This is a genomic window from Streptomyces sp. 5-10, from assembly GCF_014712245.1.
GTDB lineage: Bacteria > Actinomycetota > Actinomycetes > Streptomycetales > Streptomycetaceae > Streptomyces > Streptomyces violaceusniger.
Genome location: NZ_JACVYG010000034.1, coordinates 21,786 through 39,286 on the forward strand (window position 1 = coordinate 21,786; position 17,501 = coordinate 39,286).

The 17,501-nt window shown below is 69.7% G+C and carries 16 protein-coding genes; 8 read left to right on the top strand and 8 right to left on the bottom strand.

All coding sequences use genetic code 11. The features are described from left to right. Positions 1-19 precede the first annotated feature (19 nt). From IEJ02_RS30755 to polA, 7 genes are all read right to left on the bottom strand, one after another. Positions 20-370: a hypothetical protein gene (locus tag IEJ02_RS30755; RefSeq protein WP_275560329.1), complete on the bottom strand. Its 351-nt coding sequence runs from the start codon at positions 368-370 to the stop codon at positions 20-22. A 23-nt stretch (positions 371-393) separates the two neighbouring features. Next, positions 394-612, bottom strand: coding sequence for a hypothetical protein (locus tag IEJ02_RS30760; RefSeq protein WP_223864749.1), 219 nt, complete (start codon positions 610-612; stop codon positions 394-396). A gap of 147 nt (positions 613-759) precedes the next feature. Continuing rightward, a complete protein-coding gene (locus IEJ02_RS30765; RefSeq protein WP_223864750.1) occupies positions 760-1,380 on the bottom strand; it encodes a hypothetical protein in 621 nt (206 codons plus the stop codon). A gap of 2 nt (positions 1,381-1,382) precedes the next feature. Continuing rightward, positions 1,383-2,384 carry a cell envelope lipid trafficking protein PgfA gene (pgfA, locus tag IEJ02_RS30770; RefSeq protein WP_137977492.1) on the bottom strand — a complete coding sequence of 334 codons (1,002 nt, stop codon included), beginning with the start codon at positions 2,382-2,384 and terminating at the stop codon, positions 1,383-1,385. A gap of 16 nt (positions 2,385-2,400) precedes the next feature. Then, positions 2,401-2,535: an SPW_0924 family protein gene (locus IEJ02_RS30775; protein WP_191067816.1), complete on the bottom strand. Its 135-nt coding sequence runs from the start codon at positions 2,533-2,535 to the stop codon at positions 2,401-2,403. Positions 2,536-2,706: 171 nt separating this feature from the next. Then, a complete protein-coding gene (locus tag IEJ02_RS30780; RefSeq protein ID WP_191067817.1) occupies positions 2,707-4,485 on the bottom strand; it encodes a lytic transglycosylase domain-containing protein in 1,779 nt (592 codons plus the stop codon). A 113-nt stretch (positions 4,486-4,598) separates the two neighbouring features. Beyond that, on the bottom strand, positions 4,599-7,337 hold the full coding sequence (gene polA, locus IEJ02_RS30785) for a DNA polymerase I (protein ID WP_191067818.1): 2,739 nt from the start codon (positions 7,335-7,337) through the stop codon (positions 4,599-4,601). 250 nt (positions 7,338-7,587) lie between these two features. Between polA and IEJ02_RS30790 the strand changes: the two genes are divergently transcribed. The 8 genes from IEJ02_RS30790 (at position 7,588) to IEJ02_RS30825 (ending at position 17,186) form a co-directional block, all read left to right on the top strand. After that, positions 7,588-9,870: an FdhF/YdeP family oxidoreductase gene (locus IEJ02_RS30790; RefSeq protein WP_137977496.1), complete on the top strand. Its 2,283-nt coding sequence runs from the start codon at positions 7,588-7,590 to the stop codon at positions 9,868-9,870. Between the two features lie 81 nt (positions 9,871-9,951). Further along, a complete protein-coding gene (locus IEJ02_RS30795) occupies positions 9,952-10,467 on the top strand; it encodes a hotdog fold thioesterase (RefSeq protein WP_191067819.1) in 516 nt (171 codons plus the stop codon). Positions 10,468-10,522: 55 nt separating this feature from the next. Further along, a complete protein-coding gene (locus IEJ02_RS30800; RefSeq protein ID WP_191067820.1) occupies positions 10,523-10,981 on the top strand; it encodes a hypothetical protein in 459 nt (152 codons plus the stop codon). 567 nt (positions 10,982-11,548) lie between these two features. Further along, positions 11,549-12,757, top strand: coding sequence for a branched-chain amino acid ABC transporter substrate-binding protein (locus IEJ02_RS30805; RefSeq protein WP_223864752.1), 1,209 nt, complete (start codon positions 11,549-11,551; stop codon positions 12,755-12,757). A gap of 102 nt (positions 12,758-12,859) precedes the next feature. After that, a complete protein-coding gene (locus IEJ02_RS30810) occupies positions 12,860-13,792 on the top strand; it encodes a branched-chain amino acid ABC transporter permease (protein ID WP_037948794.1) in 933 nt (310 codons plus the stop codon). A 12-nt stretch (positions 13,793-13,804) separates the two neighbouring features. Beyond that, positions 13,805-15,559 (top strand): branched-chain amino acid ABC transporter permease, encoded by a 1,755-nt coding sequence (locus IEJ02_RS30815; protein ID WP_191067822.1) that lies wholly within the window; start codon positions 13,805-13,807, stop codon positions 15,557-15,559. Further along, positions 15,556-16,473: an ABC transporter ATP-binding protein gene (locus tag IEJ02_RS30820; RefSeq protein ID WP_191067823.1), complete on the top strand. Its 918-nt coding sequence runs from the start codon at positions 15,556-15,558 to the stop codon at positions 16,471-16,473. Before IEJ02_RS30815 ends, IEJ02_RS30820 begins: the two co-directional genes overlap by 4 nt. Beyond that, complete coding sequence (locus IEJ02_RS30825; protein WP_137977499.1) at positions 16,470-17,186, top strand: ABC transporter ATP-binding protein; 717 nt, start codon at positions 16,470-16,472, stop codon at positions 17,184-17,186. Before IEJ02_RS30820 ends, IEJ02_RS30825 begins: the two co-directional genes overlap by 4 nt. Positions 17,187-17,245: 59 nt before the next feature. Here IEJ02_RS30825 and IEJ02_RS30830 read toward each other — a convergent pair whose 3' ends face one another. Continuing rightward, the gene (locus IEJ02_RS30830) at positions 17,246-17,440 is read right to left on the bottom strand and encodes a hypothetical protein (RefSeq protein WP_191067824.1); all 195 of its coding nucleotides are present in this window, start codon (positions 17,438-17,440) and stop codon (positions 17,246-17,248) included. Positions 17,441-17,501: the final 61 nt, after the last annotated feature.

Consider the following 17,501-nt stretch of genomic DNA (forward strand, 5'->3'; position numbering starts at 1 on the left):
CGGCGCATCCGTCGGGGTGTCAGTCGGCCCAGGCGCGCAATCTGCGGGCGGTTTCGCCGAGGCGGAAGCCGCTGATCTCCCGTATGTCGCGGACCAGTCTGACCATGGCGCCCGGCGGGGGCGCGATCGGTTCTCCGGACTCCTCCATGTACATCTGCGCGCAGGCCGCGCCGATCGTGGCGTTGTAGTCGGAGAACGGCTCGAGGATCAGTGAGGTGTGCAGAAAGGTCGCGGCGCGGGCGGCGGCCTCCTCGTAGTAGGGCTCGCCCGCGAACCGCTCGTAGCGGTGGCGCTCGGTCATGCAGTGCAGCGCACCCCAGTCCCGGACCGGGGTGTTCACCGGGGAGACCTCGACCTGGACGTTCAGCACCCAACCGGCATCGACGTACAGGATCACCGCATGCCGTGCGGGAACTCCCGCTCGAACTCGGCCTTGTAGGCCAGGGCGAACTTCACGGCGCCCTCGACGAAGCGCTGCTTCTGGCGCCGCCGCACCACGTCCTCGGTCAGTATGTCATGCGCCAGCCGTTTGATCGGGACGCCCTTCTCCCTCGCCTCGGCACGCAGCTCGGCCAGCTCCTGCTCGGTGAACTCAATCGTGATGCCAGGCATGGGCGGCATGCTAGCCACGCCCTCGCCCTGATCACTACCGGCTTGGCCACCACGAGCGAATCGCGGGGACGGAGGTTGACGCGACGTCCGCCCCGCTCAGCACCTCAGCCCGCTCCGCACTCGCACCCGCTCAGCACTCGCACCCGCTCAGCACTCCAGCCTCAGCGCGAACTGCTCCCCCGTCGGGAACGGCTCGTCCGCCGGGTGCGGCCCGACCCATATGAGCGCCTGCTCGAAGGTCATATACGAGCCGTTGTCGACGCACTGGCCGACCACCACCGCATTGCCGCCGCAGCGCCATGCCGCGTAGTTCCACGGGTGGTCGCCCTTCTCGTCCCGCACCACGGTCTCCGGCTCGCCCAGGCGCTCGCTGAAGGCGTCCACGGCGGCGCGCCACCGGCCGTCGAAGCCGGAGCGGTCGGCCTCGCGGTCGAAGACCCAGCCGGGGTCACCGGAGTGGTACTCGGCGAGCCAGTCGACATTGCCGCTGAGCCCGTCGGCCTGCAACTCCGCGTCGAAGTCGTCCGGTTCGTAGTAGTAACAGAACGGGATCATGCATTCGGTGTCCGCCTCGTCCGGCCCACCGAACCACTCCGGGAGGACATAGTGCCCGGTATTGGTCGCGTAGGAGGACGTGCGGGAGCCGTCGGGCACCCAGCCGAAGCGCTTCGCGGCGGCCGCCGTGGCGCCCGGGGTCCATTCCAGGCGCGCCAAGTCGGCGATGTGGCCGATGAGTTCGGGGCCGGGGACGCAGCTGTTCACTGGCATGGTCATACGCTACGGCCCGCCACTGACAACGCGGCCGGCGCCGCCGGGGCGGACGGCGGGCGCGCCGCGCGGCCGCGCGCCTCCAGCAGCAGCGCGAGCGCGAGCAGGGCCAGCCCCAGGATCAGGAAGCCCCATGGCAGATAGGCCGTGAGCATGAGGACCAGCTGCCGCTGGGACTTCACCATGTCCACCGTGTGCCGGATGTAGTCCTCGCGCATCTTCACATGGCCGGAGAAGACGGTCACCCGGTCGCGGTCGCCCAGCAGCGTGCCGCCGCGCAGCTCCTCCTTGTGGATCTCCTGCCCGTTGACCGGGGCGCCCGTGGTGGGCTCGACCCAGAACATCCGCTTGGTGCTGTACCAGCGGGAGGTGCCGGCCTTGCGGACGGTCTCGGGGGTGACGCCGTCGACCGGCATGGTCTTGGGCAGCGGCACCTTGGTCCAGGGGATGGTCTGCTCGAAGTAGTAGACCTCCAGGCCGCGGAAGTTCCGGGTGCCCTTGTAGTGGATGGGGGCGGAGGTGCGGGTCTGGGCGTCGAAGTAGCGGTAGTCGCGCTTCTCGGTGAGGAACGGCCACTTGTACTCGATGCCGTCGCGGCGCACCGCGTCCCCGTCGACGTGTTCGCCGCCCGCGTGCACCGGGTCCTGGGAGTGGGCGTCGAAGACATAGCGCTCGGGGATCTTGGAGACCATCTTGCCGTCGGGCCCGGCCACGTACGACAGGGTGTCCCAGACGACGACATCGCGCCCGGTCGCCTTCCCGACCTTCTTCGCGGCGGGCACATTGCCGCGCAGGGTCTGCACGATGCTGACCTTGGGGACGGTGCGGGGCTTCATGGTGCCGTAGTCGAGCAGGGTGGCCGGGCTGGCCTCCATCACCGCCGTCTGGTACTCGCTGGGCGGGATCTTGGCCAGCCGGGGATAGGCGTACCAGCGCAGCAGCGGCGCGAGGGCGGCGAAGAAGACGGCGAAGGCCAGCAGCACCAGGCTTGCTCTGCGGCGCATGGCGGATGTCCCTCCCTCAGGGGTGCTTGGGGACGGTGGTGAGCAGGGGCTCCGGGGAGGTCTCACCTCTGGGGGCGCCGATGGCCGTCACCGTGAGAACGATGGTGAGGGCGGCGGCGAGTCCGATCGCGGCGGCGGCGAGGGCACGCATACGGGGCCTCCTCGTGGTCGGTACGAGGCGCTGCCTGACGCTCCGTCAGGGATGGGGCACCGTAGCAACAGGGGCCGCAGATGAGAACACGAAGGCGGGAATGCGTCACACCGCCCCTGGGCCCGGTGGGGGCTCAGGGGCGGTGCGGTGAACCGGGTGAGGGGCGGTTTTTTACGAGGCGGGGGCCTGGGTGACCGTCAGCTCGACGTCCAGGACGGCGCCGCCCTCGGTGGTGAGGCGAAGCAGGAAGGTGCCCGCGTGGTCATCGGTGAGGATCTTCGGCAGCGTGAGCCGGCCGAGGTCGTCGGTCTTCAGGGCGGTCAGGGTGCGCACCGGCTTGCCCTTGTCGTCCAGGAAGTAGGGCCCCTTGTCGTTGGGCTTCGCGTCCTTCGCCGAGGTGATCATGGTGGCCGTCACCGGCACACCCTCCGTGGCCTTGCCCTTGTTGGTGGCCTTGACGGTGAGCGCGTCGGCGAACGAGGCGCCGGTCCGGGCCGTGAGCTTCTTGTCGCCGATCCGGGCCAGCGCGTCGGCCTGCGGCACGGGCCGGGCCTTGACGATGGCGGTGAACTCCACCGGGGCGGCCTCGCGCCCCACGGCGGTGGCGCGCACGGTGAAGGTGCCGGTCTTCTCGCCCGCGAGCAGCTTCGGCGCGGTGGCGGTGCCATCGGCGGCGGTCAGCACGGTGGCGGACTTGACCAGGCCGAGGAAGCGCGCGTCGGTGTCGCCGAGGATCTCGTACCGCACCCGGGCACTGGCCACCGGCTTGCCCGCGGTGTCCACGGCCTTGACGCGCGGCGACTGGGCGAACTCGGCGCCCGCGGTGGTGGACAGTTCCTTGGCGCCGACGGTGGTGAGCTTGCTGGTGCCGCTCGGGGTGGGCGGCGGAGTGGTGGGGGGCTGCGGGGTCGGGCTCCCGGTGCCGGGGGTACCGGGCGTACCGGGGGTGCCGCCATTGCCGCCGGTCGGCGGGGTCGGCGGGGAGGTGTCGGGCTTGTCCTCGGGCTTGGGCAGGGTGTGGACGCCGCCCTCCTCGCCCTTGCCGCCGTCCTTGCCCGGGTTCCTGCCCGGGTCCTTGCCCTTGTCGCCGCCCTTGTCGCCCGAGCCGGAGCCGTTCCCCGAGGGGATCACACCGGTGCCGTCGGGGACCTCATGGGTGCCGCGCTTGTAGTACTCGAACCACGACAGGACGGTGTTCAGGTATTCCCGCGAGTGGTTGTAGCCGAGGATCGCGCGGTCCAGGTCGGCCTTGACGGACAGGTCGCGGCCGTCCGCGCAGAGGTAGCTGCCCGCGGCGAGGGCGGCGTCATAGACGTTGTTGGGGTCCTTCTCGCCGTCACCGTTGCCGTCCCGGCCCCAGCTGGCCCAGGTGGACGGGATGAACTGCATGGGGCCGACCGCCCGGTCATGCGTACTGTCGCCGTCGTAGGCACCGCCGTCGGTGTCCTTGATCAGGGCGAAGCCGTCGCCGTTGAGGACCGGGCCGAGGATGGGCGAGACGGTCGTGCCGTCGGCGCTCACATTGCCGCCGCCGGCCTGGCCGGACTCGACCTTGCCGATCGCGGCGAGCAGCTCCCAGGGCAGATTGCAGCCGGGGTTGGACTCCCTCAGGGTCGCTTCCGCCTTCTTGTAGGCGGCGAGGACGCTCGCTGGTATGCCCGCCTCGGGCTTGGTGCTGCTGCTCCCGGGGAGCCCGGGCAGATCGATCGAGGAGCCCGGCTTGTCGGGGGTGACCAGGGGTGGCAGATCGGTGTGGTACGAGGAACCACCGTCGATGGGGGTGTCGTCCGGCGCCGGCGCCTCCCCCGCCCGCTGCTCCCGGTTCCGGTCGCCATGGTCGGAATTGGCGAATCCGGGCGCCTGGGACGCGGTGAGCGCGGCCATCGCGGCCGCCGCCACCGCTGTCGTGGCCGCCCCCTTGCGCAGTCGTCGGCCGATAAGCGGTGCCATCCGTGTGTCCCTCCCGTCGAACACGATGCGCTCCCCCGGCGCGTCAACTCTGGTGACACTACGACAACTTAGGGCCCGCAGCTACCGGTGCAAACACCCCATCGGGCGAACTCTCAGTGAGCCGCGGACTCCCAGTCCGCACCGGATCCTACCGATACGTCCAGCGGAGCGCTGAGCTTGAAGGCGCCCGTCATCTCCCGGCGCACCAGCTCCTCGACCCGCTCCCGCTCACCGGGCGCGATCTCCAGCACGATTTCGTCGTGGACCTGCAACAGCATCCGCGACGAGAGTTTCTCCTTCGTCAACGCCGCGTCCACCTTGAGCATCGCGATCTTCACAATGTCGGCGGCGGTGCCCTGGATCGGGGCGTTGAGCGCCATCCGCTCGGCCATCTCGCGGCGCTGGCGGTTGTCGCTGGTGAGGTCCGGGAGATAGCGGCGGCGGCCGAGCATGGTCTCCGTATAGCCGGTGGCGCGCGCCTCCTCGACGACCCGCTGGAGGTAGTCGCGCACCCCGCCGAACCGCTCGAAGAAGTTCTCCATCAGCTTGCGGGCCTCATCGGGGGTGATGCCCAGCTGCTGGGAGAGGCCGAACGCCGAGAGGCCGTACGCCAGCCCGTAGGACATGGCCTTGATCTTGCGGCGCATCTCCGGGTCGACCGCCGACTTGTCGACGGAGAAGACCTGGGAGGCGACCGTGGTGTGCAGGTCCTCACCGGAGGTGAACGCCTCGATCAGGCCCTCGTCCTCGGAGAGATGGGCCATGACGCGCAGCTCGATCTGGCTGTAGTCGGCGGTCATCAGCGACTCGAAGCCGTCGCCGACGACGAAGCCGCGCCGGATCGCCCGGCCCTCGTCCGTGCGCACCGGGATGTTCTGCAGATTGGGGTCGGTGGAGGAGAGCCGGCCGGTGGCCGCCACGGTCTGGTTGAAGCTGGTGTGGATGCGGCCGCCGGGGGCGATGGTCTTGATCAGGCCCTCGACGGTGGAGCGCAGCCGCGCCTGCTCACGGTGGCGCAGCATGATCACCGGGAGCTCGTGGTCGGTCTGCGCGGCCAGCCAGGCCAGCGCGTCGGCGTCCGTGGTGTACCCGGTCTTGGTCTTCTTGGTCTTGGGCAGGCCCAGCTCGCCGAAGAGCACCTCCTGGAGCTGCTTGGGCGAGCCGAGGTTGAACTCATGGCCCACCGCCGCGTGGGCCTCCTTCACGGCGTGCTGCACGGCGGCCGCGAACTGCTGCTCCATGCGCTCCAGCCAGCCGCGGTCGGCGGCGATGCCCGACCGCTCCATCCGGGCCAGCAGCTCGGAGACGGGCAGCTCCATGTCGTGCAGCAGCCCGGCCGCGCCCACGTCCTTGAGCCGGCCGCCGAAGGCCTCGCCCAGGTCCAGGATGGTCCGCGCCTTGATCATCAGGGCGTCCCGCTCGGCCTCTTCATCGGCGCCGAAGGCCAGCTGTCCGCTGTCCGCGGCCGCCGCCGGGGACAGCTCACGGCCCAGGTACTCCACCGACAGGGCGTCCAGCTCGAAGGAGCGGCGGCCGGGCTTGACCAGATAGGCGGCGAGAGCGGTGTCCATCGAGACGCCCGCGACGGACCAGCCGTGCTCGGCGAAGACCCGCATGATCCCCTTGGCGTTGTGCAGCACCTTGGGGCGGTCCGGGTCCGCGATCCACTCGGCGAACGCCCGCTCGTCGGCCTCGTCCAGCTGCGAGGGGTCGAAGAAGGCGGCGGGTCCGGAGCCGGTGGCCAGCGCGACCTCGCTGACGCTGCCGCTGCCCAGCGCCCAGGTGTCCACGGTGGCCAGGCCCAGTGGGGTGTCGCGGTGGCTCTCCAGCCAGGGGGCGAGCTCGCCCGCGCCCAGCGCCACTCCGTCGACCGCGACACCCGGCTCGGCGGCCGCGGGCTCGTCCGCCGCCGCGCCCGGATCGACGGCCATGATGCGGTCGCGGAAGTTCTGGTGGCGGAACTCCAGCGCGTCCAGGATCACTCCGAGTGCCTCCCGGTCGTACGGGGCGCGCTCGAGCCCCTCGGGGCCGCTGGTGAGCTCCACGTCCCGCACCAGCTCGGTCAGCTGGCGGTTGAGCTTGACGGACTCCAGGTGGTCGCGGAGCTTCTCGCCGACCTTGCCCTTGACCTCATCGACCCGCTCGACCAACTCCTTGAAGGAGCCGAACTGATTGATCCACTTCGCCGCGGTCTTCTCGCCGACGCCCGGGATGCCGGGGAGGTTGTCCGACGGGTCGCCGCGCAGGGCCGCGAAGTCGGGGTACTGGCTCGGGGTGAGGCCGTACTTCTCCTGCACCTTCTCGGGGGTGAACCGGGTCAGCTCGGAGACGCCCTTGGTGGGGTAGAGCACCGTGACGTGGTCGGTGACCAGCTGGAAGGAGTCCCGGTCGCCGGTGACGATCAGGACGTCGAAGCCCTGCGCCTCGGCCTGGGTGGCGAGGGTGGCGATCACATCGTCGGCCTCGAAGCCCTCCACCGCGAAGCGGGTGATCTTCATGGCGTCGAGCAGCTCGCCGATCAGCTCGACCTGGCCCTTGAACTCGTCGGGGGCCTTGGAGCGGTTCGCCTTGTACTCCGTGAACTGCTCGGAGCGCCAGGTCTTGCGCGAGACGTCGAACGCCACGGCGAGGTGCGTGGGCCGCTCATCACGGAGCGTGTTCGCCAGCATCGAGGTGAAGCCGTAGATCGCGTTGGTGGTCTGGCCGGTGGTCGTGCTGAAGTTCTCCGCCGGCAGCGCGAAGAACGCCCGGTATGCCAGGGAGTGCCCGTCCAGCAGGAGCAGGCGGGGACGGTCCTCCCCCGTGCGGTCGGACGCGGGCGCTGCGGTCTTCTTCGATGCTTTCTCTGCCACGCCCCCGATCCTGCCACGCCCCACCGACAATGCCTCCCGCCCCGGCCACCGGACCGGACGGACCGGGCACAAGATCGGACCAGGCACAAGATCGGACCGGGCCGCACGCCCGGAGCGGCCGCGCCACCGGACCGGGCCGGGCCACCGGCAGCCGGACCGGGCCGCCGCCCCGGCTGTCGGTGGCCCGTGACAGGATCGGACCCACAGGTCCACAGACAGGTCCGCACCGCTCGAGCCCAAGGGGAGCGACATGGCAGCCAAGCCACCCGCAGGCGATCCGATCCAGGACGCGCCCGAGGTCACACCCCCACAACATGCCGCCGCCGGGCTGCCGGCCGTAGGGCATTCGCTGCGCATCGCCCACCAGCAGATGGGCGTGCGCCGCACCGCGCTCACCCTGCTGCGCGTCAACCAGAAGGACGGCTTCGACTGCCCCGGCTGCGCCTGGCCCGAGCCGGACAAGCGCCATGCGGCCGAGTTCTGTGAGAACGGTGCGAAGGCCGTCGCCGAGGAGGCCACCCTCCGCCGGGTGACCCCCGACTTCTTCGCCGCCCACCCGGTGGCCGACCTCGCCACCCGCAGCGGCTACTGGCTCGGCCAGCAGGGCCGGCTGACCGAGCCCATGTACCTGTCCGAGGGCGCCGAGCGGTATGAGCCGGTGTCCTGGGACCGGGCCTTCGACATCATCGCCGACGAGCTGACCGCGCTCGACTCCCCCGACGAGGCGGTCTTCTACACCTCGGGCCGCACCAGCAACGAGGCGGCCTTCCTCTACCAGCTCTTCGCCCGCGAGTTCGGCACCAACAACCTGCCGGACTGCTCCAACATGTGCCATGAGTCCTCCGGCTCGGCGCTCACCGAGACCCTCGGCGTCGGCAAGGGCAGCGTGCTGCTCGAGGACCTCTACAAGGCCGACCTGATCGTCGTGGCCGGGCAGAACCCTGGCACCAACCACCCGCGCATGCTCTCCGCCCTGGAGAAGGCCAAGGCCAACGGCGCGAAGATCATCTCCATCAACCCGCTGCCCGAGGCCGGTCTCGAGCGGTTCAAGAACCCGCAGAACGCCCGCGGTATCGCCGGTGGCGGCACCGCGCTCACCGATCTCTTCCTGCAGATCCGGATCGGCGGCGACCAGGCCCTCTTCCGCCTCCTCAACAAGCTCATCCTGGAGACAGAAGGCGCTACCGACGAGGAGTTCATCCGCGAGCACACCCACGGCTTCGAGGAGTTCGCCGCCGCGGCCCGCGCCGCCGACTGGGACGAGACGCTGCGCGCCACCGGTCTCGACCGCGCCGACATCGACCGCGCGCTGCGCATGGTCCTCGACTCCAAGCGCACCATCGTGTGCTGGGCGATGGGTCTGACCCAGCACAAGCACTCGGTGCCCACCATCCGGGAGGTCGTCAACTTCCTGCTGCTGCGCGGCAACATCGGCCGCCCCGGCGCCGGGGTCTGCCCGGTGCGCGGCCACAGCAATGTGCAGGGCGACCGCACCATGGGGATCTTCGAGCGCCCCGCCCCGGCCTTCCTGGACGCCCTGGAGCGCGAGTTCGGCTTCGCCCCGCCCCGCGAGCACGGCTTCGACGTCGTCCGGGCCATCCGCGCCCTGCGCGACGGCCAGGCCAAGGTCTTCTTCGCCATGGGCGGCAACTTCGTGGCGGCCTCCCCCGACACCGAGGTCACCGAGGACGCGATGCGCACCGCCCGGCTGACCGTCCATGTCTCCACCAAGCTCAACCGATCCCATGTGGTCACCGGCGCGCGAGCGCTGATCCTGCCCACCCTCGGCCGCACCGAGCGCGATCTCCAGGGCGGCGGCCCGCAGTTCGTCACCGTCGAGGACTCCATGGGCATGGTGCACGCCTCCCGCGGGCGCCTGGAGCCCGCGAGCTCCCATCTGCTCTCCGAGCCGGCCATCGTCTGCCGGCTGGCCCGCCGGGTGCTGGGCCCCGAGAGCCACACCCCCTGGGAGGAGTTCGAGAAGGACTACGCGCGCATCCGCGACCGCATCGCCGCCGTCATCCCCGGCTTCGAGGACTTCAACAACCGGGTGAGCGACCCCTCCGGTTTCGCCCTGCCGCACGCCCCGCGCGACAGCCGCAGCTTCCCCACCGCCACCGGTAAGGCCAACTTCACGGCGGCCCCCATCGAGTACCCCAAGGCGCCCGAGGGCCGGCTGCTGCTGCAGACCCTGCGCTCCCACGACCAGTACAACACCACCATCTACGGCCTGGACGACCGCTACCGCGGCATCAAGAACGGCCGCCGGGTGGTGCTGGTGCACCCCGAGGACGCCCAGGAGCTCGGGCTGGCCGACGGCGCTTACGCCGACCTGGTCAGCGAGTGGAAGGACGGCACCGAGCGGCGCGCCACCGGCTTCCGCGTGATCCACTACCCGACCGCGCGCGGCTGCGCCGCCTCGTACTACCCGGAGACCAACGTCCTGGTCCCGCTGGACGCCACCGCCGACACCAGCAACACCCCGGCGAGCAAGTCCGTCGTGGTCCGCCTGGAACAGACGACCCCGGCCTAAGCGTTTGCTCAGTTGCCTGGTAAGAAGGTGGCCACCACAAGCAAAGGTGGCCACCACAGCAATCGAACGGAGCCTGTCCCGATGGGCGAGCAGACCAGCGTGAAGTTCCCGCAAGAGGTACTCGACGAGTACGCGGCGCTCGGCGTGGACCTCGCCGCGCTGTTCTCCGCCGGGCACCTCGGCACCCGCATGGGCGTGCAGATCCTCGAAGCCTCGGCCGAGCGGGTCGTGGGCACCATGCCGGTGGAGGGCAACACCCAGCCGTACGGGCTGCTGCACGGCGGCGCCTCCGCCGTGCTGGCCGAGACCCTGGGCTCGGTCGGCTCGATGCTCCACGGCGGCAGCGGGCGGATCGCGGTCGGCGTGGACCTCAACTGCACCCACCACCGAAGCGTCCGCTCGGGTCTGGTCACCGGCGTCGCCACCCCCGTCCACCGGGGCCGCTCCACCGCCACCTACGAGATCGTCATCAGCGATGAGCGGGATCGGCGGGTGTGCACGGCCCGCCTCACCTGTCTGCTGCGCGAGGTGGACGACGCCGGGCGGGCCAAGACGGTCGCCGACGTCGCCGAGGCGAAGGAGCGCGCCGAGGCGTGACGCCCGGCGCTCTTACCGTTGTCCCCCTGGGCGGCCGGGTCTACCGTGACGCTCCATGGGGGCAACGACCCGGGCGGGTTCCTGGCCCGCCGCCGTATGCGGGTGCGCTCTCGTACTCGCCGTGACGATGACCGGATGCGGCGGCTCCGGTTCCGGCCCCTCGGGCGACTCCCACAACTCCGGTAACTCCCGTAGCGCACCGGCGTCCACGCCCGCCCCTCACAGCCCCACGCCACAGTCCGCCTCGCCCGTGCGGCTGTGCGCCGACCTCATCTCCTACTGGGCCGAGCAGGACCTCGCGGGCAGCCAGTGGGCCGGGCTCGACTGGGAGCAGAAGGGGCTCTCCAACGAGCAGTACGAGATCTACGACGACATCGTCCAGGCCGCGCGCGCCGAGCGGAAGCGGCATGGCACCCCGGCGGCCAGAGCGCTGATCAAGCGGCTGGCCGAGCGCCGCTGCGCGGCCGCGAACGGCGCCACCCACAGCTCCGAGAACTGGCGCCCGCCGACCTGAGCCGCACCGGCCCGACGCCGGACCATCACCGGCCCGACACCGGTCCGAGGCCATCCCATCACCGATCCGACACCGTTCCGGAAACCCCCGCCCACCGCCCCGGACAGACCCCGGACCCGCACCGCCAGCCGTAACACTACGTAACGCTGACGCAATATAAGATCGCATTTTCAGAACGCTCGACGATTCCGAAATCGATCTTCCCGCGCTCATCCGCGCACGCGGCTTCGCGCTTCGTTCACAAGCGCACGGCACTCCTTAGCGGAACTGCACCTTCTCAGGATCCGGACCTAACGGTTGGCCCAAATTCGCCCCATTCGTCCCTTCCGTTCCGCTACACGGACACCCCGGGGTGACGCGCGTCATAACAAGACAGTCACATCATCGTCTAGACCTCTGCCCCCGGTCGCGCCCCGCGCTTAGAGTCACAGCCAGTCACGGCCCCGTGGGATGTACGCCGCACCCACACGGCCATTCCAGGTTCATCCGGCGAGGACACGGCACCCCATGAACCCGGGTGCCGGGCCAGGGAAAGGATTCCTCGTGCGACACCGTTCCTTGCTCATCATGACGACCGCCATCACTGCGGGAGCCCTCACTCTCAGCGCCTGCGGGTCGCGGGACGACAAAAACGACAGTGGCGGCAAGGACAGCAAGACGACCGTGGTCATCGGTGTCGACGCCCCGCTCACCGGCTCGCTGTCCGCTCTCGGCCAGGGCATCAAGAACTCCGTCGACCTCGCGGCGAAGATAGCCAACAAGAACAACGAGGTGGACGGGGTCACCTTCAAGGTCAAGTCCTTCGACGACCAGGCCGTGCCCTCCTCCGGCAAGCAGAACGCGACCTCGATGGTCGACGACGAGGAGATCCTCGGCGCGGTGGGGCCGCTCAACTCGGGCGTCGCCCAGTCCATGCAGGGCGTCTTCGACCGAGCCGACCTCGCCCAGGTCTCCCCCGCCAACACCAACCCGGCCCTCAGCCAGGGCGACGACTGGGCCTCGGGCAAGAAGTCGCGCCCCTTCAAGACCTACTTCCGCACCGCGACCACGGACATCATCCAGGGCCGCTTCGCCGCGCAGTACTACTACAAGGACGCGAAGAAGCGGAAGGTCTTCGTCGTCGACGACAAGCAGGCGTACGGCAACGGCCTCGCCACCATCTTCGCCGATGAGTTCAAGCGCCTCGGCGGCAAGATCGTCGGCCGCGACCACCTGACGGTCAAGGAGACCGACTTCTCCGGCATCGCCAACAAGGTGAGGTCCTCCGGCGCCGACTCGGTCTACTTCGGCGGCCAGTACCCCGAGGGCGGTCTGCTGTCCGACCAGGTCAAGCAGGCCGGCGCGCAGGTCCCGATCATGGGCGGCGACGGCATCTACGACCCCGCCTTCATCAAGGCGTCGGGCACCAGCAACGACGGCGACCTCGCCACCTCCGTCGGCTACCCGGTCGAGCAGCTCGACTCCGCCAAGACGTTCGTGAAGAACTACGCCGACCAGCACTACAAGGACCCGTACGCGGCCTACGGCGGCTACTCCTACGACGCCGCCTGGTCCATCATCCAGGCCGTCAAGGCCGTGGTCGAGGACAACGACGGCAAGCTCCCGGACGACGCCCGCGCCAAGATCACCGAGGCGCTCGGCAAGGTCTCCTTCGACGGCGTCACCGGCAAGGTCTCCTTCGACCAGTACGGCGACACCACGAACAAGCAGCTGACCGTCTACAAGGTCACCAAGGGCGCCTGGAAGTCCGTGAAGAGCGAGACCTTCAAGGACTGACCCCCGGCGGCAATCCGCACACCCACGAAACGAATCCGCGCGAGGGCGTACCCATCGCCCTCGCGCGGCGTCATATCCGACACGCTCATCGGAGGCCCTGCGGTGCACGAACTGCCGCAAACGCTGGTCAACGGCCTGACCCTCGGCGCCCTCTACGGCTTGATCGCCATCGGGTACACCATGGTCTACGGCATCGTCCAGCTCATCAACTTCGCCCATGGCGAGATCTTCATGATCGGGGGCTTCGGGGCCCTCACCATCTACATCTGGCTGCCCAGCGGCACCGCGCTCTCCCTCGCCCTGCCCCTGATGCTGATCGGCGGCATCGTCGCCTCGGTCGCCATCGCCACCGCGGCGGAACGCTTCGCCTACCGGCCCCTGCGCGGCGGCCCCCGGCTCGCCCCCCTGATCACCGCGATCGGTCTGTCCATCGCACTGCAGCAGGCCGTCTGGGCCTTCTACCCCGACGCCAAGAAGCCCCGCAGCTTCCCGCAGTTCGAGGGATCGTCGTTCGAGATCCTCGACAATCTGCACATCCAGCGCGGCGACGCCTTCCTCCTCATCGCCGCCCCGCTGTGCATGCTCGCCCTGGGTCTCTTCGTCTCCAAGAGCCGGGCCGGCCGCGCCATGCAGGCCACCGCGCAGGACCCCGACACCGCCAAGCTCATGGGCATCAACACCGACCGCATCATCGTGATGGCCTTCGCCATCGGCGGTGCGTTCGCCGCCGTCGCCGCCCTCTCCCACGGGCTCAAGTACGGCCAGATCAACTTCGAGATGGGCTTCATCGCCGGCCTCAAGGCGTTCACCGCCGCCGTGCTCGGCGGCATCGGCAACATCTACGGCGCCATGCTCGGCGGCGTCGTCCTGGGCATCGTCGAGGCCCTGGCCATCAAGTACATCCAGGACATCCCCGGGATGGACCAGCTCGGCGGCGGCGCCTGGAAGGACGTATGGGCCTTCACCCTGCTCATCGTCGTCCTGCTGGTCAGGCCACAGGGTCTGCTCGGCGAACGCGTAGCGGACCGGGCGTGAGGGAGTGAACCGATGACCACCGACAAGACCCAGCCCACCGCCGTGCGCACGGCCGAGGCCGGCGCCCCCGCCCCGCGCACCACCCTGCTCCGGGCCCTCACCGCGGCCGGCGGCGCCGCCGCCGTCGTCTCCACCTTCCTGGCCTGGACCTGGACCGCCGAATTCCCCGGCGATCTGACCGTCTACGGCTACCCCGGCGGACTGCAGCTCCTCACCCTCGTCCTCGGCGTCGCCACCGCCGTCTTCGCGCTGGCCGCCCTCGACCTGAAGGGCCTGCGCTGGCTCACCCCCAGCGGCTCCACCCAGGCCCTGCGGATGCTGGCCCTCGGCACCTTCGCCGTCACCTGGTTCACCGTCATCGCCATCGCGGTGGACCTGGACGGCCTGGTCAACCTGGAACCCGGCGGCTGGATCGCCGCCGTGGTGACCGCCGTGCCCGTGGCCACCACCTTCCTGCTCCCTGACGACAGCCGCCCGCTGTGCCGTCCCAAGGAGCTGCCCTCCTGGGCCGAGATCCTGATCATCGCGGCGGTCTTCGCCGTCGGCCTGTACGTGGTCAACTACGGCATCCAGACCGACGCCGACCACCCCGAGCCGTTCCTCGGCTACCTCATCGCCGTCGGATTCGCGGCCGTCGCCCTGGTCAAGGCCGGGCTCATCAGCCGGATCAGCGAGCTCACCAGCGCCTATCGCTCCGTCACCCTGGTGGCGGCGCTGATCACCGCGATCGTCTTCCCCTTCTTCCAGGACAAGTCCAGCTTCACCGAACTCGGCGTCAACATCGCCATCTTCGCGACCGTCGCCCTCGGCCTGAACATCGTCGTCGGCCTCGCGGGCCTCCTCGACCTCGGATATGTCGCCTTCCTCGGCGTCGGCGCCTACACCGCCGCCCTGGTCTCCGGCTCCACCGCCTCGACCATCGACGTCAAGTTCCCCTTCTGGGCCGCCGTGATCACCGGCGGCGTGGTCTCCCTGATCTTCGGTGTGGTCATCGGCGCCCCCACCCTGCGGCTGCGCGGTGACTACCTCGCCATCGTGACCCTCGGCTTCGGAGAGATCTTCCGTCTCGCCATGCTCAACCTCGACGGCACCTCCGGCCCCTCCGTCACCAACGGCCCCGACGGCATCCCCAACATCCCCCCGCTGGAGATCTTCGGGTTCAACTTCAACGACGACCACAGCGTCGGCGGACTCACCCTCGACTCCAACGGCAACTACTACCTGCTGATGCTGCTGGTCACGGTGCTCGTCGTGCTGATCTTCAGCCGCGCGGGCAACTCCCGCATCGGCCGCGCCTGGGTCGCCATCCGCGAGGACGAGACCGCCGCCACCGCCATGGGCATCAACGGATTCCGGGTCAAGCTCATCGCCTTCGCGCTCGGCGCCACCCTGGCCGGGGTCGCCGGTGCCGTATGGGCCCACTTCCAGTCCACGGTCGTCCCCGAGCAGTACGTCTTCGCCGGACCCGTCCCGCCCAACTCCACCTTCCTGGTGGCCGCCGTCATCCTCGGCGGCATGGGCACCATCGGCGGTCCGCTGCTCGGCGCCACCCTGCTCTATCTGATCCCCAAGAAGCTGGAGTTCCTCCAGGACTACCAGCTCCTCGCCTTCGGTATCGCGCTCATCCTGCTGATGCGCTTCCGCCCCGAGGGGATCGTCCCCAACCGGCGGCAGCAGCTCGAGTACCACGAGACCGGCCAGCTCGACGTCCCCGGCGCCACCGGACTCAAGGACAGTGCCGTCGGCGTCACCAAGGCGGAGGCATGACAGCGATGACCACCACCACGACCTCCCCCGTGCTCACCGCCACCGGCGTCACCATGCGCTTCGGCGGTCTCACGGCCGTACAAGCGGTCGACCTCGACGTCCACCCCGGCGAGATCGTCGGCCTCATCGGGCCCAACGGCGCGGGCAAGACCACCTTCTTCAACTGCCTCACCGGTCTCTACGTCCCCACCGAGGGCCGCGTCGCCTACCGGGGCACCGTGCTGCCGCCCAAGCCCCACCTCGTCACCCAGGCGGGCATCGCGCGCACCTTCCAGAACATCCGGCTCTTCGCCAATATGACGGTCCTGGAGAACGTGCTCGTCGGCCGCCACACCCGCACCAAGGAGGGCCTGTGGTCGGCCCTGCTGCGCGGCCCCGGCTTCAAGCGCGCCGAGGCCGCCTCCAAGGCCCGCGCCATGGAACTCCTGGAGTTCACCGGCCTCGCCGACAAGGCCGACCACCTCTCCCGCAACCTCCCCTACGGCGAGCAGCGCAAGCTGGAGATCGCCCGCGCCCTCGCCAGCGACCCCGGGCTGCTGCTGCTCGACGAGCCCACCGCCGGAATGAACCCCCAGGAGACCCGCGCCACCGAGGAACTGGTCTTCGCCATCCGGGACCTGGGCACCGCCGTGCTCGTCATCGAGCACGACATGCGCTTCATCTTCAACCTCTGCGACCGGGTCGCCGTGCTCGTCCAGGGCCAGAAGCTCGTCGAGGGCACCTCGGAAGTCGTCCAGAGCGATGAGCGCGTCATCGCCGCCTACCTCGGCACCCCCTTCGAGGGCGCGCCGGGCGCGGAGGAGGCCGCCGAGGTCGAGGCCGCGGAGGCCGGGTCCACGACCGGAGCCACGGGCGGGGCCACGCAGGACGAGGCCCAGCGGGGCACCACAGCACGTACGGAGGACGGACAGTGACCGCACTGCTCGAGGTCGAGGACCTGCGGGTCGCCTACGGCAAGATCGAGGCCGTCAAGGGCATCTCGTTCAGCGTCGAGGCCGGACAGGTCGTCACCCTCATCGGTACCAACGGCGCGGGCAAGACGACCACGCTGCGCACCCTGTCCGGCCTGCTCCAGCCGCTCGGCGGGGAGATCCGCTTCGACGGCAAACCGCTGAGGGGCGTCCCCGCGCACAAGATCGTCGCCCTGGGACTGGCCCACTCGCCCGAGGGGCGGCATATCTTCCCGCGACTGTCGATCGCCGAGAACCTCCAGCTCGGAGCGTTCCTCCGGAAGGACGCGGACGGCATAGCCGCCGACATCCGGAAGGCGTACGAGCTCTTCCCCATCCTCGGCGAGCGCCGCAACCAGGCGGCGGGCACCCTCTCCGGCGGTGAGCAGCAGATGCTCGCGATGGGCCGGGCGCTGATGTCCCGCCCCAAGCTGCTGATGCTCGACGAACCCTCGATGGGCCTCTCGCCGATCATGATGCAGAAGATCATGCAGACCATCGCCGAGCTCAAGTCCCAGGGCACGACGATCCTGCTGGTCGAGCAGAACGCCCAGGCCGCTCTGTCGCTGGCCGACCAGGGCCATGTGATGGAGATCGGCAAGATCGTGCTGTCGGGAACGGGCGAGGCGCTGCTGCACGACGAGTCGGTGCGGAAGGCGTACCTCGGCGAGGACTGAAGGCCAGGGGCCTGGCCGCACCGGAAGCGGTGCGGCCAAGCCCTTTGTCCGTCTGCGGCTCAGGCCGTTCCGGCCACGTGGTACATCGCGTAGAGAATGGTCGGCAAAACGCCGATCAGCGTCCCGAGGGCGATGATCACCGCAGGGAGACGTCGCGTCGCCCGCAGCACCCTGGCCACGTAGCCGACGAGGGCAAAGAAGGCCAGGATCACTACGACCCCGGCTAACAGCCACGCTAAGGAATCCGGATACACCGCTGCACTCTCCTTCGACTGTGCCTAGTCCAGGTCAACTCCCCGCGCACGACAAGAAAGA